General features: G+C 69.4%; 14 protein-coding genes. 11 read left to right on the forward strand and 3 right to left on the reverse strand.

The features are described 5' to 3' along the window. The first annotated feature begins 81 nt into the window (after positions 1 to 81). Complete coding sequence (locus IM660_RS08190) at positions 82 to 753, forward strand: response regulator transcription factor (protein WP_193498838.1); 672 nt, start codon at positions 82 to 84, stop codon at positions 751 to 753. On the opposite strand, the gene IM660_RS08195 is transcribed toward IM660_RS08190, so the two are convergent. Then, on the reverse strand, positions 740 to 1,399 hold the full coding sequence (locus IM660_RS08195; protein WP_193498839.1) for a DedA family protein: 660 nt from the start codon (positions 1,397 to 1,399) through the stop codon (positions 740 to 742). The two genes, IM660_RS08190 and IM660_RS08195, sit on opposite strands and share 14 nt — an antisense overlap. A gap of 108 nt (positions 1,400 to 1,507) precedes the next feature. After that, positions 1,508 to 2,281, reverse strand: coding sequence for an alpha/beta hydrolase (locus tag IM660_RS08200; RefSeq protein WP_193498840.1), 774 nt, complete (start codon positions 2,279 to 2,281; stop codon positions 1,508 to 1,510). Between the two features lie 87 nt (positions 2,282 to 2,368). Between IM660_RS08200 and IM660_RS08205 the strand changes: the two genes are divergently transcribed. The 5 genes from IM660_RS08205 (at position 2,369) to IM660_RS08225 (ending at position 10,486) form a co-directional block, all read left to right on the forward strand. Further along, on the forward strand, positions 2,369 to 3,661 hold the full coding sequence (locus tag IM660_RS08205) for a neutral/alkaline non-lysosomal ceramidase N-terminal domain-containing protein (RefSeq protein WP_193498841.1): 1,293 nt from the start codon (positions 2,369 to 2,371) through the stop codon (positions 3,659 to 3,661). Positions 3,662 to 3,833: 172 nt separating this feature from the next. Beyond that, positions 3,834 to 7,583, forward strand: coding sequence for a lamin tail domain-containing metallophosphoesterase family protein (locus IM660_RS08210; protein WP_193498842.1), 3,750 nt, complete (start codon positions 3,834 to 3,836; stop codon positions 7,581 to 7,583). A gap of 394 nt (positions 7,584 to 7,977) precedes the next feature. Beyond that, on the forward strand, positions 7,978 to 8,628 hold the full coding sequence (locus IM660_RS08215; RefSeq protein ID WP_246465216.1) for a DUF2306 domain-containing protein: 651 nt from the start codon (positions 7,978 to 7,980) through the stop codon (positions 8,626 to 8,628). A 20-nt stretch (positions 8,629 to 8,648) separates the two neighbouring features. Continuing rightward, complete coding sequence (locus tag IM660_RS08220) at positions 8,649 to 9,791, forward strand: sensor histidine kinase (protein ID WP_193498843.1); 1,143 nt, start codon at positions 8,649 to 8,651, stop codon at positions 9,789 to 9,791. Then, on the forward strand, positions 9,788 to 10,486 hold the full coding sequence (locus IM660_RS08225) for a response regulator (protein WP_193498844.1): 699 nt from the start codon (positions 9,788 to 9,790) through the stop codon (positions 10,484 to 10,486). The genes IM660_RS08220 and IM660_RS08225 overlap by 4 nt, the downstream gene beginning before the upstream one ends. A 51-nt stretch (positions 10,487 to 10,537) precedes the next feature. Here the strand turns inward: IM660_RS08225 and def are convergent, their stop codons facing one another. Then, entirely contained in the window at positions 10,538 to 11,182 is a 645-nt protein-coding gene (def, locus tag IM660_RS08230; RefSeq protein WP_210769097.1) for a peptide deformylase, read from the reverse strand. A gap of 158 nt (positions 11,183 to 11,340) precedes the next feature. Between def and argC the strand changes: the two genes are divergently transcribed. The 5 genes from argC to argF are packed head-to-tail and all read left to right on the forward strand — an operon-like array spanning position 11,341 to position 16,754. Beyond that, positions 11,341 to 12,417, forward strand: a complete 1,077-nt coding sequence (argC, locus tag IM660_RS08235) for an N-acetyl-gamma-glutamyl-phosphate reductase (protein WP_246465217.1) — start codon at positions 11,341 to 11,343, stop codon at positions 12,415 to 12,417. Continuing rightward, the gene (argJ, locus tag IM660_RS08240; protein ID WP_193498847.1) at positions 12,414 to 13,577 is read left to right on the forward strand and encodes a bifunctional glutamate N-acetyltransferase/amino-acid acetyltransferase ArgJ; all 1,164 of its coding nucleotides are present in this window, start codon (positions 12,414 to 12,416) and stop codon (positions 13,575 to 13,577) included. The genes argC and argJ overlap by 4 nt, the downstream gene beginning before the upstream one ends. Then, positions 13,574 to 14,509, forward strand: a complete 936-nt coding sequence (gene argB / locus IM660_RS08245) for an acetylglutamate kinase (protein WP_193498848.1) — start codon at positions 13,574 to 13,576, stop codon at positions 14,507 to 14,509. Before argJ ends, argB begins: the two co-directional genes overlap by 4 nt. After that, on the forward strand, positions 14,506 to 15,780 hold the full coding sequence (locus IM660_RS08250) for an acetylornithine transaminase (protein ID WP_193498849.1): 1,275 nt from the start codon (positions 14,506 to 14,508) through the stop codon (positions 15,778 to 15,780). Before argB ends, IM660_RS08250 begins: the two co-directional genes overlap by 4 nt. Further along, positions 15,777 to 16,754 carry an ornithine carbamoyltransferase gene (gene argF / locus IM660_RS08255; RefSeq protein ID WP_193498850.1) on the forward strand — a complete coding sequence of 326 codons (978 nt, stop codon included), beginning with the start codon at positions 15,777 to 15,779 and terminating at the stop codon, positions 16,752 to 16,754. The genes IM660_RS08250 and argF overlap by 4 nt, the downstream gene beginning before the upstream one ends.

Genomic DNA, 16,754 nt, shown 5'->3' on the forward strand with positions numbered 1-16,754 from the left:
GGGGCCTGTGCCCGTCCTCCATGCCTCCATGCCTCCATGCCTCCATGCCTCCATGGACCGGGCGCGGACTACGATCACAGGATGCGTGTCGCCCTGGCCGAGGATTCGGTGCTGCTGCGGGAAGGGCTGGTCCGGTTGCTGCGAGAGGCCGGCTGCGAAGTCGTCGCCGCGGTCGGAGACGGTGATCAACTCGTGCAGGCCGTCCGCGAGCTCCAGCCGGATGTGGCGATCCTCGACGTCCGCATGCCTCCTTCGTTCACCGATGAGGGCCTGCGCGCCGCCCTTGTCGTCCGCGCTGAGAATCCGGGGAGCGCGGTGCTGGTCCTGTCCCAATACGTGGAGGAGTCCTACGCCGACGATCTGCTGGCGACCGGTGGCGGTGTGGGGTACCTGCTCAAGGACCGCGTCGCCGATCTCGCGGAGCTGACCGATGCGCTCCAGCGGGTGGCCGCCGGTGGCACGGTGCTCGATCCGACGGTGGTCGCACAACTCTTCGCCTCTCGCCGAGCGATCGGAGTGCATCGGCTCTCACCACGAGAGCGGGACGTCCTCGCGCTGATGGCCGAAGGGCGGACCAACACGGCCATTGCGCGCGCGCTGGTGGTCACTGCGAAAGCCGTGGAAAAGCACGTCTCCTCGATCTTTGACAAGCTCGCCCTCCCACCCTCCACGGACGACCACCGCCGGGTGCTGGCGGTGCTGGCCTGGCTGCGGGATCCGAGCCCGGATCATTCGTCGGTCACAGGCGCGTGACGGTAGCGCTCCTGCGCCTGCGCCGGAACACGATCGTGACCACCACGGCCGCCAGTGCCACCACAGTCACTGCGATCCATCCAGCGGTGCCCAAGGTGCGTGCCATCTCCGGCAACGCGGTGCGGGCGGATGCGCCGGCTCCCACCCAGAGCGTGGACCAACTCGCTGCTCCGAGTGCCGAGCCGGTGACGAAGCCGCGGTAGCCCAGGCCTGCTGCGCCCGCGACCGCAGGGACCACGGTGCGCACCCCCGGCAACAACCGGGACCCCGCCACCGCCCACAGGCCGTGGCGACCGATCATCCGCGCCCCAGCGTCCCAGCGGTGCACGCCCACTCGGCGCACCAGGGAGCTCTCCCGTAGCCCCGGGCCGAGCCGACGGCCGATCAGGTAGCCGACATGGTCGCCCAGACTTGCCCCGACGGCCACCACGCCCAGCGCCCAGGCCACGTCGGCCGGTGTGGTCGTCGCCGCGCCCAGGGTGAGCACTGCCGTCTCCCCGGGGAAGGCGAGCCCGACGCCGAGGGCGGACTCGACGAATGCGAACACCCCGCCCATCAGCAGCAGCAGCGGGCCGAACTGATCGGCGAGTCCGGCGAGAAAGGCGTCCATGTCTCCAGCCAACCCGTCGCCGGGGTACCGGTACATCGGGGACCACCCCGATCCGACCCGGAACCTCGAGGGCCGAGGCGTCAGGGTGTCGAGGTGTCAGGGTGCCGAGGACTGGGTTCAGCTGCCAGACGAACCAGGAGGGCCTCAGGTCGCTGGACGCACCCCATGTCGCAGCAGCCACGCCAACCAGTGCCCGGGCCAGTCGGCCACGGCCCCGGACTCGCCCAGCGCGAGGCCGACCCCGTGCTTGCCGCTGGGATAGACATGTCCTTCGACCTCGACCCGCGCCGCACGCCAGGCGGAGATGGCCGCCAGTGTGTTCTCCACCGGGACGGATGCATCGTCGGCGGTGTGCCACACGAAGGCTGGGGGAGTGCTGGCATCCACCCGGTTCTCGATGCTGAGTGCGAACGCCAGCTCTTCCGCGTGATCCTCGCCCAGCAGGTTGCGTCGCGATCCCACGTGGGCTCGGTTGACCAGCGAGAAAACCGGGTAGGACAGCGTCACGAGGTCGGGGCGAGCCAGCCCAGTGGCCGGTATGCTCTCCTGCGCGGCCAAGGTCGCGAGCTCGTTCACCGTCGCGGTGGCGGCCGTGCCGGCCAGATGCCCGCCGGCAGAGGACCCCGCGAGCACGAGGGGTCCGGCAACCTCTCCGTGCACTCCTGCGCGCAGGTCGGCCAGGGCGAGGAGGGTCTGCTCCAGAGCCTCCGGGTAGCGGGCCGGGGCCACCGGGTAGTCAAGGTGGCCGGCGGCGATGCCCTGCTCGGTCAGCCACGTCGCGGTCCCTGGGCCCTCGTGGTCGGAACGGTGCGCGTAGCCGCCGCCGGCGAGCATCAGCACGAAGCCTCGTGCTCCGGCCTTGAGCAGGCGGGGGGTGTCGGGTGCGAGCAACAGTGGTGCTCGTGACGTCGTCGGCATGCGCGGCAGCGTATCCTCACCTCACCCGCGCCCGCCGCGGGTTCCGACAGGTGGGAGACACTGGGAGCTGGTGGCACATTGATGACGATGGCCGTGGGTGCAGCCCGGAGCCACGTGGACGTCCCCGCCGGGACGGCGATGTCAGGCTATGCAGGGCGGGCCGGACCGAGCACCGGGGTGCTGCAGCCGACGTCCGTGCGCGCCCTGGTCGCGGGTGACGTGGCCGTGCTCTCGCTGGACGTGTGTGCTGTGCACCCGCGCACCACCGCGGCGATCGAGGCAGCGGTACGAACGAGGGTGGCAGGCATGCGCGCTTGCGTCGTGACCGCCACCCACACCCATGCCGGCCCGTGCGTCGCGTTCGACCGGGTCGGCAGTCATGATGCCGCTGTGCACGAGGCGCTCGTGACCGCGGCGGCCGAGACGGTCCGGGAGGCCGTCTCCTCGCGGACGCCGTGTGAGGTGGTCGTGGCCCGTGCTCACGGGGCCGGGGTGGCACGCAACCGGCGCCACGCCGACCGCGCGATCGACCCACCCGTGACCCGCCTGACCTTCCGGGCTCACGACCGGGTGGTCGCCGATGTGGTGAGCTACCCGTGCCATCCCGTGGTGCTGGATGCCTCGAACCGGCTCATCGCTGCCGACTACCCCGGAGCGCTGCGGGACGCGGTCGAGCAGGCGCATCCGGGCAGCGTGTGCCTCTTCCTCACCGGCGCGGCCGGCGACGTCAACACCGGGGACCCGGCCGAGGCCTCCTACGCCGAATCCGGTCCGGGGGTCCGCACGCCCGCTGAGGCCGACCGGATCGGCCGCCACCTGGCCTCCCTGGCGTTGGCGGCCGTGGAGCAACCGCTGACCACCGACGGCGTCCGGTGCGTGCGCAGATCGGTGCGAGTTCCGTTCGCCCGCCCTGACCACGGTGAGCGGGAGGGACAGGTGCGCAACTGGCGCTCCCGCCAGCGCACGGCCGACGCCGGTCTGGTCCGGGTGCTGCAGGCGTGGATCGACTGGGCCGGAACCAGTATCCCCGACGATCCGGCACCCTGGGAGGGGCATGTCACCGCCGTCGACCTGGGGGTGACCGTGGTGTTCCTCCCGGGTGAGCCGTTCCTGCAGACGGCTGAGGAGATCGAGCAAACCGTCACAGAGGCCGTGGGGCGGCCAGTGCTCGTGGTCGGGTACGCCGACGACGTCCCAGGCTACCTGCCGCCGTCACACGAGTACGCCTACGGCGGCTACGAGGTCCTCGATGCCCACCGCTACTACGGCATGCCGGCTCCGTTCGCGCCCGGGTGCGCCGAACGTGTGGCCGAGGCGGCGATCGAGGCTGTGGCTGCGCTCGCGGCGCCACCGACCTCCGCGCTTGACGCGCCCCACTGACCCGGGAGGTGTCAGAGGGTCGCGCAGCCGAGCGCGATCGGGATCGATGTGTTGACCTCGTGCTCACCAGGACGTCACCCGCTCGCTCCCTACTCGCTCCCTGGCGTTTGCCTGTGCCCGTGAGGATGCTCGGATGCCGACACCGCGTCGGACTGAGTGACGAAGGGATACCATGCTCCGCCCACCTGGGAGATTCCTCCGAGCAGCGCTCGCCACATCAGCGCTCACGGCGCTTGTGATGGCCCCGGCGCTCGCCGCCGCGGCCGGTCCTGTACCCACGCGGTTCGACATCGAACCGGGCTCCGACGTGCTGATCAGCGAAGTGGCCAACGGTGGTGCTGGAGCGTCGTCGCAGTCGAACCGCGACTCCGCGAAGAACTTCATCGAGATCACCAACTACGGAGCTGCTCCGGTGGACATCTCCGGGTGGCGGATCTTCAGGTGCGGACAGACCGGAGGCGGGTACGGACCCCAGGCGGTGGTCGACGCCGACACGGTGCTGCAGCCGGGCGAGCAGTACACCGCAGCGCGTCAGGGCTCGGGATACCCTGCGGACGCGTACTACGGCACCAGCCTGCACTCCTTCGGGTTCGGTGCCTTCATCGAGGACGCCGACGGACAGCGGCGTGACGCGATCGGGTTCTACCACGAGGATGTCGCCACCGACTGCGACAACCAGGGCCAGTGGCTCCAGCGCGGTCTCCAGCACCGTTTGGACGAGTCTCACCAGCGGGTCGCCAACACGGGCGACATCGAGGCTGATTGGGTGATCGCTCCCCGGACGGTGGGGGCTGCGAACGTCCCCGCCCACGACGTCGCACGGGTGGACAACGGCCTGCGGTTCTCGGAGTTCACCAACGGCTCGGTCGGCGGCAGCGCGGACCAGTACATCGAGATCACGAACTATGGGCAGGCCGCGGTCGACATGAGCGGCTACCAGCTCTTCCGTTGTGGCGGGAACGGGACGCAATACCTGCAAGTCGGTGCGCTGCCGACCGGTTCAGTACTGGACCCGGGGGAGAGCTACCTCGCGGCACGCTCCGGCGGGGCGTACGCGGCCGAGGCCGACGTCACCTACGGCACGTCGATGCACTGGCTCGACTTCGGCGTCATGCTCCTCACGGGTGGCGACGAGATCGTCGACAGCGTGGGCGTCTATGACAACCGCAACAGCCCGTGCACCAGCGGTGAGCCGATTCGCGAGAAGCTCAACCACTTCGACTCGACGTCGTATCAGCGGGTGCAAGACACCGGCAACAACGTCGACGACTTCGTCGTCACCCCTACCCGCACGCCCGGTTCGCACGACCCGGCCGCTGACTACGCCCCGGCTCCGGAGTTCACCGGCTTCCAGTCCATGCGGATCAGCGAGGTCGTCGGGGCAGGGCCGGCCGGTGGCGACGACGAGTTCTTCGAGCTCGGCAACTACGGCGATGAGCCGGTGAACCTGGCGGGATGGTCGGCCTACCGGTGCTACGGGACGGGCCAGCCTGGAACCGGCAGTTCTGTCCAGATCGCCGACCTGGGCGACGTCACCGTCGCTCCCGGGCAGACCTACCTTGGTGTGCCCGCCGCGGCGCCGGACACCTTGCTGGCGCTCGCGGACGGGACCTACGCCACCGGCCTGAACGGGGGCGACGGTTACGGGATCTACATCACCGATGCCGACGGACAACTCGTCGATGCCTTCGCCAGCTACGACGTCAACGTGAATGCCTACACTCCCTGTCCGCTCGGCGAGGAGGCTCGCAACTGGACGAAGTTCGACGAGGGTGAGAGCTACACCCGAGCCCAGTTCACCGGCGACAACGAGCGGGACTTCGTGGTGACTGCCGAGCGTACCCCTGGCGTGCTCGCTGACGCCGAGTACGTCGACCCGACGGTCCCACTGCCCGGCGAGCTTGACCCGGTGACGGTCGAGACCACCCGGATGCCCGGCACTCCGCAGGTCGCCGCCGTGGACGAGCGCACCTTCAGCCTGACCACCGAGCACCAGAACGCCACCGGTCTCGAGTTCGAGGCACGCTCGGCGGTGGTACTCGACTCGGACGTCGTGGTTCGCGAGGGTGTGAGCGCCGAGGCAGTCCCCGGTTCGCTCGCACTGCCAGGGGAGAACGTCGTCGAGGCGGCCGGCCAGGTGGCCGGATCGGTCGAGGGCTACCCGTTCCAGCGCTTCGAGATCACCACCGACGAGCCCGTGGAGTTCGTCTGGACCGGTACCGCCTCGCCGCGCAACGAGCTGCAGTTGCTGCACTGGACCGGTAGCGCCTGGGAGCAGATCGATGCCGCCGTGCCGTCGGCGGATGGCGATATCGCCCTGATGGCGCAGGTCTCCGCCCGTGAGGGTGAGGCCGTCGCCGACGTGATGGTCATCGACGGGCCACGAACGTCCGGCGGGCTGCACGAGGAGGTGGGTGTGCACGACCAGGCGTTCGTCGATCCCGGCAACTATGACCTGGCCATCAACCACATGACCGATACCCAGTTTCTCGCCGAGGGTTTCCAGGACGTCTTCCGCCAGATGACCAGCTGGGTGGTGGCCAACGCCGACGGCCGCAAGATCGGTTACAACACCCTCACCGGTGACATCATCGAGAACTGGATGAATGGCAACCATTCCCCCGAACGCGCCGACCGGGAGTTCCAGGCTGCGCAGGACATCATGAGCCTGCTGAACGACGCGCAGGTCCCCAACGGCGTGCTGCCCGGCAACCACGACAACATGTGGGGTCACAACAACGACCGGTACAACGAGTACTTCCCGGTCGAGATGTACCAAGACCAGCCGTGGTATGGGCAGGCGTGGGCACCCGGGGACAACTCCGCGCACACCGATTACTTCTCCGCCGACGGCGTCGACTTCCTCGCCATCAGCCTGCCCTACCGCCCCTCCGACGAGCAGCTCGCCTGGGCGTCCGAACAGGCGCAGGCTCACCCGGCGCACAACGTGGTCCTCGCCGTGCACTCCTACCTGCACACCTCCGGCGAGCGCGACGATATCGACCGCCGCTACACCGCGACCGGTGCGGACGTGTGGGAGCAGGTCCTGGCGCCGAACGAGAACATCTTCCTGGTGCTCGGGGGGCATTACCACGGGGTTTCCACCATGTACGCCGACCCGGCGACGGGTGAGCAGACAGATGCGACGGTCGTGGGCCAGGACACCGTGGCGGTGAGCAACGTCGGTGAGTCAGGGCGCACGGTGATCGAGATGCTGGCCGACTACCAGGGCTACCGCTCCACCAGGGTGGACGATCCGACCGTCACCCGCGACGACCTTCTGGACCGGGACACGGGCTTCCAGCGGCTCCTCCAGCTCGATCTGGACGCGGGGCTGATGGCGGTCAACGCCTACTCGCCGACACTGGACACGTTCGAGGCCTGGGCCTACGACGAGCCCGCGTTCCGCGGCAGCGATGCTCGCTACGACGCCACGGACGAGGAGTTCGTCGTGGCGGTCGACCTGATCCGCAGCACCACGCTAGCCTCCGCCGGATGGGCCGTCACCGAGCCGTCAACTCAGATCACCACAGCCGACGTGGCTCCGAGTGAGGCGGTCGAAGTCTCGTTCGAGAGCAGTTCCAAGGACATGCTGTGGTACGGCCGCGTCGTGGACGGGTACGGCCAGAGCGTCTCCTCGGCGCCGCAGCTGCTCGCAGCGGACATCACTGACCCGACTGACCCGACTGACCCATCGGACCCATCGGACCCATCGGACCCGGCGGACCCGGCGGACCCGACGGGTGACCCCGGTGATGGCTCCGACCCCGGCAACCCGGACCAGGGCTCCGGCGGGGTGGATGCAGACCGTCCCGGCCTGCCGATTACCGGAGCGGGGGTCGCCGGTGCGGCCCTGATCGCGGCGGTGCTCCTGACGGTCGGCTTGGTGCTCCGGCGCCGGTCGGCGACGACCCGCCTGTAGCGCTATGAGCGGGGCGTCCTGGAGCTCACTCCAGGACGCCCCGTCCGGCATGGTCGCTCGGTGCCGCCGCTGAGAGGGCTTGAGCACCACCTCCACCTGCTGAGCGGGCCGGTTCCCCAGCCGTCGCCCACCCAGTACCGCCCGGGGGCGAATGTGAGCGGTTCGTCGTGGAGCTTCCAGCCACAGCTAGTTCTCGGCGGGTGGCACGATCGTGACCGGCGGGGCTCTGCCGCCGGTGGAGAAGGGCGGCGGCGAGGCGCTCGTGTCCGCCGAAGACATGCGTGTTCTGACGTCGGACCTGGATCCGCCCGAGCTACGGACTCGGCCATACGGCCGAGTCCTTCCAGCCTGGTGGCCGATGTGGGCGACCCGGCCGCTCCGACAGGGTCGAGGTATGACCACTCCTACGCTTGACGCCCCCGCTCGGTCCCGTTCGCTTCGCCGCTCGTGGCCGGTGCCCGTCGGTCTGATCCTTCTCGCGTTCGTTCCCGTGATCGCCGGCTCGATGCGCGTTGCCGAGATCGCCTCGGGCGCCGCGATCACCGCTGAGAACGCCCGCTTCTTCGATTCCCCGGTGCCTGTTGTTGCGCACATCGTCTGCTCCGCTCTGTACCTGGTGCTGGGTGCGTTGCAATTCATCCCGTCGCTGCGTCGGCGGCGCTGGCACCGCTTCGCCGGGCGGGTGCTCGTCCCCGCCGGGCTGGTGTCGGCGTTCTCCGGGATCTGGATGGCGGTGGCCTACGACTTGCCCGCCGTCAACGGACCCGCGCTCACCGTGATCCGGGTGGGCCTTGGGGCCCTGATGGCGGCCGGTCTCGTGATCGCCGTGGTCGCGATCGGGCGCCGGAACGTCCGCGTACACCGTGCGTGGATGATCCGCTCCTACGCGATCGGCCTCGGCGCCGGGACTCAGGTGTTCACCCTGATGCCCATGATGCTTGATCTCGGCATCCCCGAGACTGCGAAGTACACCATCCTCATGGCTGCAGGCTGGGGCATCAACATGGTCGTCGCCGAGCTCGCCATCCGCCGCGGCCCACGATGAGGCGACCGTATCCTGACGCTATGGGGCTTGCTGCGCGTACCTGGCTGACGCCGCCCGTCGACCCGCCGGCCCGCGGGTGGCGTGACTGGGTTCTGCTCCTCGGTGTTGCCATCGTGGTCGCCGCCGAAACAGTCCTGCGCACCGATGTTCCACCGCAGTGGCCGTGGGCTGTGGTGCTGGTGGCCGTCGCCGTCACCACGCTGTGGCGGCGCCGATTCCCGACGGCGATGCTCGCCATCGCACTCGGTGTCGCCGCGGTCGCGGGGCAGGTGATCGCGACCGATCTCGCCCTGATCTCCTCGATCTACGTGCTCACCCTGGTGTACGCGGTACCACGGTGGGGGAGCCGCCGGTCGATGCTCGCCGGTGGGGTACTGATGCTCCTCGCCGTGATGGTCCCGAGTCTCGTGGGCTCGGCACCCTGGGCCGACGCCGGGGGATCAGCGGCAGTAGTCCTCGCCACCGGTGCCCTCGGTCTCGCGTTCCGCTGGCGCGCGGCCGCACGCGCGCGCGAGATGGAACAGGTGCGGTTGCTCGAGGCGGAGCGGCTGGCCCGCGACCTGCACGACACCGTCGCCCACCACGTCTCCGCGATCGCGGTCCGGGCCCAGGCCGCGCGTGCCGTCGCAGCATCGCAGAGCCCCGCCGGCGGTCTCACCCCCACTGCTGCCGCTAGTGACGCCCTCCGGGTGATCGAAGATGAAGCGACCCGTGCGCTGGAGGACATGCGCTCGATCGTGCGCATCCTGCGCCGTGACGAACCCGAGCTCGCCCCGGCCCGCGGAATTGCCGACCTGAAGACTCTCGCGGGCTCCGACCCTGCGGTGCCGATGCACGTCGAGGTCACCGGGGATCCCTCGGCTGTTCCCGCGCCGGTCGGTGCGGCTGTCTACCGCATCGCCCAGGAGGCACTGACCAATGTGCGCCGGCACGCACGCGGTGCCACGCGTGCAATTCTCCTGGTCCACATCGATACAGATCAGGTGACCCTGGAGATCCGTGACGACGGTAGTCCGACGCACGCCCCGCCGTCGGGAGGCTACGGGATCGCCGGTATGACCGAGCGGGCGGACATGCTCGGCGGGTACTGCAGCGCCGGCCCTGGCCCCGACGGCGGCTGGGTCGTCGCGGCCACCCTTCCCCTGGCAGGATCCCACTGGTGAGCATCCGCGTGCTGGTGGCCGACGATCAGGAGATCGTCCGCACGGGGCTGCGGATGATCCTGGACGCCCAGCCCGGAATCGAGGTGATCGCCGAGGCGGCCGACGGGGAGGAGGCGATCCGGCTTGCCCGTCAGGAACGTCCGGACGTGTGCCTGGTCGACATCCGGATGCCTGCGACGGACGGGCTGGAGGTCACCCAGCGGCTCGCCGGCCCGGGGGTGCCTGACCCGATCCCGGTGGTGGTGATCACCACCTTCGATCTCGACGAGTATGTCTACACCGCGCTGCGACATGGTGCGCGCGGGTTCCTGCTCAAGAACGCCGGGCCCGTCCTGCTGGCCGAAGCCGTTCATGCAGCCGCTCGTGGCGATGCGATGATCGACCCGAGCGTCACCGTGCGCTTGATCGAGGCCTTCGCCGGCTCGTCTCCGCTCGCCGGGCGCTCGGCGGCGGTCTCGGACCTGAAGTCCCCGAGGGTGCCGTTGACGGCGCGTGAGGAGGACGTGCTCGAAGCGGTGGCTCGAGGGCAGGCGAACACCGAGATCGCCCGGGACCTCCACATCTCCCTCAGTACGGTCAAGACCCACATCGCGAGCCTGATGACCAAGCTCGACGTCCGGAACCGGGTGGAGCTCGCCATCTGGGCGGCCGAACGGGCCCGCACTCAGTCCTCGCGCGGACAGGGCGGCGCGTAGCCGGCACGGGTGGCATCGCCATCAACCCGTCCGCTCAGCGTTCCGGATCGTTCAGCGCTCCGGATAGGTCACCGGCTCCTTCTCGTGCATGCGGCTGACCGACTCCCGACGCTCGAGCACCTCCTCGCGCAGATGCTCCATGTCACGCAGCACCCGCTTGCGGATCCGCTTGCTCAGCAGGTCCACGTAGAGCCGGCCGTTGGTGTGGTCGGTTTCGTGCTGGAAGCAGCGTGCGAGGTACCCGTGGGCTGTCATCTCCACCGGCGCCCCGGTGATGTCCACCCCGCGCAGTCGCACATCGAGCGGACGGAAGAGGTCGGCGCCCGGGCCGGGGACCGAGAGGCAGCCTTCCTCGGTCTCTTCTGTCTCGCTGCTCGTCACCTCCACCTCGGGGTTGGCCACGTGGCCCACATACCGGGTGCCGTCGGTGTCGGTGAGGTCATAGACGAACAGCCGCAGGTTGACATCCACCTGGTTCGCGGCCAGGCCCACTCCCTCGGCCACCAGCATGGTGGCGAACATGTCGTCCACGAGCGTGCGCAGTTCGTCGGTGCCGAACGCTGTGACGTCGGCGCAGCGCTCGTGCAGGACGGCCTCACCGATCTCGGTGACCCGCATTGCCCGGCCGCGCCGAGCCTCTGGTGGGATCTCGGGGTAGTCCTCGACCTCGGCGCCCTGGACGATGGTGGTGCTCATACTGTGCCCTTCTTGCACGCTCGCTGCGGTGCCTTGCTCCGGCACACCTCGCTCCTCGGCGTCCCTGTGGCGGGGCTGCTCACGTTCATGCCGGCCATTCTTCCGTATCTCACTGCATGGTTGCGCTCTCCCGCACCACGCCATGTATAGTTATTCATATGACTGTATCGGTCGCGATCGCGGGTGCCAGTGGCTATGCCGGTGGAGAGACCCTGCGCCTGCTCCTTGCACACCCAGAGGTGGAGGTCGGTGCACTCACTGCGCACTCCAACGCCGGCGAACTTGTTGGCCGCCATCACCCGCATCTGCGCAGCGTGGCTGATCGCACCTTCGCTGCCACCACAGCCGAGAATCTGCTCGGGCACGACGTCGTCGTCCTCGGCCTGCCGCACGGAGCCTCCGGCACCATCGCCGCGGAGTTGGACCTGGTCGGCACCGGCGGTGCTACCCCGCTGATCCTGGACCTCGGGGCCGACCACCGGCTCACCGACGCCACCGACTGGGCAGCCTTCTATGGCAGCGAGCACGCGGGCAGTTGGCCCTACGGCATGCCCGAACTGCTGCACAGCGGTGAGTCCGTGGCCTCGGCGCAGCGTGGCGTGCTCAACGACGCTCGCCGCATCGCGGTGCCCGGCTGCAACGTCACCGCGGTCACGCTGGGTATCCAGCCCGGCGTCGCCGCCGGCGTGGTCGATCCCAGCGACGTGGTCGCCGTCCTCTCGGTTGGCTACTCCGGTGCCGGCAAGGCCATGAAACCCCACCTCACGGCCGCGGAAGGGATCGGCTCGGCCGCACCCTACGCCGTCGGCGGGACGCACCGGCACGTTCCCGAGATCGAGCAGAACCTCCGTGTCGCGGCGGGGGTAGCGGACCTTCACGTCTCTTTTACCCCAGTGCTGGTGCCCATGTCTCGCGGCATCCTCGCCACCACGACGGCGCCGCTCACCCCCGGTGTCACGCCCGCTCAGGTGCGCCTCGCCTGGGAAGAGGCCTACGCCGGTGAGCAGTTCGTTCGCCTCCTCCCGGAGGGGCAGTGGCCGACGACGGCCGCCACCGTGGGTGCGAACACCGCCCTGGTGCAGGTCGCCATCGACCAGAGAGCCGGCAGAGTGGTCACCATCTGCGCGATCGACAATCTGGTCAAAGGCACCGCCGGTGCCGCGGTGCAGTCCATGAACCTCGCCCTCGGCCTGCCCGAGGGGCTCGGCCTGACCACCGAAGGAGTCGCCCCGTGACAACGACAAGCCCCGCCGGCTTCCGGGCGTCCGGCATCACCGCCGGCCTCAAGGCCTCCGGCTCCCCGGACGTCGCACTCGTCGTCAACGACGGCCCCCACAAGGTCGGCGCTGCCGTGTTCACCACCAACCGCGTGGTCGGTGCCCCCGTGATGTGGTCCCGCCAGGTCGTCTCCGACGGCGTGGTCGAGGCGGTCCTGCTCAACTCCGGCGGCGCGAACGTGTGCACCGGGCCGGAGGGCTTCGCCGACACTCACCACAGTGCCGAACGGGCCGCCGACGCTCTCGGCGTCTCGGCCGCCGACGTGGTCGTCTGTTCCACTGGGCTCATCGGGGAGCGGCTTCCGATGGACAAGCTTCTGCCCGGGATCGGTGCCGCGGCTGAGGCTCTGGCCACCGACGGTGGCACGGACGCCGCGCGGGCGATCATGACCACCGACACTGTCCCGAAGACCACCCACGTGGTGCGCGACGGGTGGAGCGTGGGCGGGATGGCCAAGGGTGCCGGCATGCTCGCCCCCGCCATGGCCACGATGCTGAGCGTCCTCACCACGGATGCGGTTGTCGATCCGGCGCTCGCCCGGCGTGTACTGCACACCGCCACCTCGGTCACCTTCGACCGGGTCGACTCCGATGGCTGCATGTCCACCTCCGACACCGTCGTATTGATGGCCTCGGGGGCCTCCGGCATCCAACCGAGCGAGGCGGAACTGACCGAGGCACTGACCGGAGCGGCGGCCGACCTGTCCCGCCAGCTGGTCTCCGACGCCGAGGGAGCCTCCCACGACATCGCAGTCCACGTGACCGGCGCGACCAGCACCGACGCGGCGCTCGCGGTGGCCCGTGCCGTCACTCGCTCCAATCTCGTCAAGGCCGCGGTCTTCGGCAACGACCCGAACTGGGGCCGCATCCTGGCCCAAGTGGGAACTGTCCCGGTGGAGGTGGCTCCGTTCGAGGCCGACCAGGTGGACGTGAGCGTCAACGGCGTCATGATCTGCCGCTCGGGTGCTGCACATGAGGACCGCACCCTGGTGGACCTTGCTGCCGACCGCGAGGTCCGGATCCTCATCGACCTGCACGCGGGCGAGGCATCCGCCACCGTGTGGACCAATGACCTCACCCACGACTACGTTCACGAGAACAGCGCCTACTCCACATGAGCAACCATTCCGACGAGTCATTCGTGTTCAACACCAAGACCGACCTTCGCCCGGACCAGAAGGCCGAGGTCCTCATCCAGGCGCTGCCGTGGCTCGAACGGTTCGCTGGGGCCGTCGTCGTCATCAAGTTCGGCGGCAACGCGATGGTCGACGCCGACCTGGAGCGCGCTTTCGCCGAGGACGTGCGCTTCTTCCGCTACGCCGGGCTCAAGCCTGTCGTCGTACACGGGGGAGGACCGCAGATCTCGGCCATGCTGGAGCGTCTCGAGATCACCTCGGAGTTCCGCGGCGGTCTGCGGGTCACGACCCCCGAGACCATGGACGTGGTCCGGATGGTGCTGACCGGAAAGGTGCAGCGCGATCTGGTGAGCCGTCTGAACGAACGCCAGCCCCTCGCCGTCGGGATCTCCGGCGAGGACGGCGGTTTGTTCACCGGTCGCAAGCGGCAGGCCACGGTGGACGGTGAGCTCGTGGACGTCGGTCTGGTCGGCGACGTGATCGACGTCGATCCCCACGCCGTCATGGACCTCCTGGATGCCGGACGCATTCCCGTGATCTCGACGATCGCACCGGACGTGGACAGCCCCGGTGACGTGCTCAACGTCAACGCCGACACGGCAGCTGCCGCTCTGGCCACGGCGCTGGGTGCCACGAAGCTCATCGTGCTCACCGATGTCGAGGGCCTGTATGCGAACTGGCCGGATAAGGACTCGCTGATCCGGCAGATCGAGGCCGATGCCCTCGCTGAGATGCTCCCCACCCTCGCCTCCGGGATGGTGCCGAAGATGGAGGCGTGCCTGCGCGCCGTCACCGGCGGCGTCCCGCAGGCACACGTGATCGACGGACGGCAGCCGCACTCGCTGCTGCTGGAGATCTTCACCGACGAGGGTGTGGGCACCATGGTCCTGCCCAGCCCGAAGGAGCAGTCATGACTGAGACCACCGCGCTGCACGAGCTCACCGGCACCACGCCCGCAGCTACCCAGGCCGAGTGGACGGGTCGCTACACCGGCGCGCTCATGAACACCTTCGGCGCTCCGCAGCGGGTACTGGTGCGCGGTGAGGGTTGCTACGTCTGGGACGCCGACGGCCAGCGCTACCTGGATCTGCTGGCGGGTATCGCCGTCAATAGCCTGGGGCACGCCCATCCCACGCTCACCGGCGCCATCTCTGCGCAGCTGGGCACGCTGGGCCACATCTCGAACTTCTTCGCGTCCCCGCTGCAGATCACCCTGGCCGAGCGGCTCGCGACGCTCACTGCCGGTGGTTCGCGGCCGACGGCGGCGCGCACGTTCTTCACCAACTCCGGCACCGAAGCGCTCGAGGGGGCATTCAAACTCGCCCGCCGGCACGGTGGGCAGGACCGGCCGCGCATCCTGGCGCTGGAGGGCGCCTTCCACGGCCGCACGATGGGGGCCCTCGCACTGACGGCCAAACCGGCCTACCGGGAACCCTTCGAACCGTTGCCGGGGGGCGTTGAGCACCTACCGTTCGGAGACGTTGAGGCGCTTGAGCAGGCCTTCGCCACCGACGGCGACCGCGTGGCCGCCCTGGTGGTCGAACCATTGCAAGGCGAGGCGGGCGTCCGGCATCTGCCCACCGGATACCTGACCGCCGCACGGCGCCTGACGTCCGAGCACGGCTCCCTGTTGATCCTGGACGAGGTGCAGACCGGAGTCGGGCGAACAGGGGAGTGGATGGCGTTCCACCACGATCACATCGGTGGTGGTCTCACGCCGGATGTCGTCACACTCGCCAAGGGCCTCGGCGGCGGCTTCCCGATCGGCGCGGTCCTCACGCTCACCGAGCAGGCGGCCGGCCTCTTCAGCCCGGGGCAGCACGGCACCACCTTCGGCGGCAACCCGGTGGCCGCGGCTGCCGCTCTGGCGACGCTGCATGTCATCGAGCGGGACGACCTGCTCGAGCGGGTCCGTACCACCGGAGCCGCGCTGCGCGAGCAGATCTCCGCCATCGGCCACCCCCTCGTGGCCGGCGTGCGTGGCGAGGGCCTCCTGCTTGCCATCACGCTCACCGAGGAGATCGCTCCGGCCGTGGCACGGCAAGCCCTGGAGGCTGGATTCATCGTCAATCCGGTGGCCCCGGACGCGATCCGGCTGGCACCACCGCTCATCCTGACCAGCGAGCAGGCGCAGACGTTCACCGACGCCCTGCCCCAGATTCTGCAGAAGGCAGCCAACTCATGACCACTGACAGCGCCCACGACCCGACACATTCTCGGCTGCGGCACTTTCTCGCTGATGACGACCTCACCTGGTCCGAGCAGCGGGAGGTGCTCGAGCTGGCCGCCGTGCTCAAAGCCGATCCGTACAGCCGCCAGCCACTCGCCGGCCCACAGTCGGTGGCGATCATCTTCGACAAGCCGACCTTGCGCACCCAGGCCTCCTTCACCGCCGGCGTCGCGGCCCTCGGCGGCTACCCGATGCTGGTGGACGGCCGGCTCGCCCAGGTCGGGGTGCGCGAGTCGGTGCCGGACACCGCCCGTGTGCTCGGCCGGATGACCACGGCGATCGTCTGGCGCACCTACGCGCAGTCGGCGCTGGAGGAAATGGCTGCTCACGCCGGCGTGCCGGTGGTGAACGCCCTCACCGACGCCTACCACCCGTGCCAGATCCTCGCCGACCTGCTCACCATCGCAGAGCACACCGGCGGTTTCACTGCGGACGGCCCCGCACTCTCGGGCCGCACCCTCGCCTACGTCGGTGACGGCGCCAACAACATGGCGCACTCCTACCTGCTCGGCGGGGCTCTGGCTGGTCTGCACGTGCGCATCGGGGCGCCGGAGGATTATCAGCCAGATCCGGCGGTGGTGAAGCGGGCGGCTGCCCTCGCGGCCGGCACCGGAGGCTCGGTGACCGTGCTGGAGGAGGCGACGGCCGCCGTCACCGGGGCTGATGTGGTGGCCACGGATACCTGGGTATCCATGGGGCAGGAGGACGAGAAGGACGAACGCGAAGCGCCATTCCGGCCGTTCCAGGTCAACGCCGAACTGCTCGACTCGGCTGAGGAGGGGGCCGTGGTGCTGCACTGCCTGCCCGCCTACCGCGGCAAGGAGATCACCGACGAGGTGATCGAAGGGCCTGCCTCCCGGGTGTGGGACGAGGCCGAGAACCGGCTACACGCCCAGAAAGCGATCCTGACCTGGCTGGTGGACCGATGA

This window comes from Ruania alkalisoli, from assembly GCF_014960965.1.
Taxonomy (GTDB): Bacteria; Actinomycetota; Actinomycetes; order Actinomycetales; family Beutenbergiaceae; genus Ruania; species Ruania alkalisoli.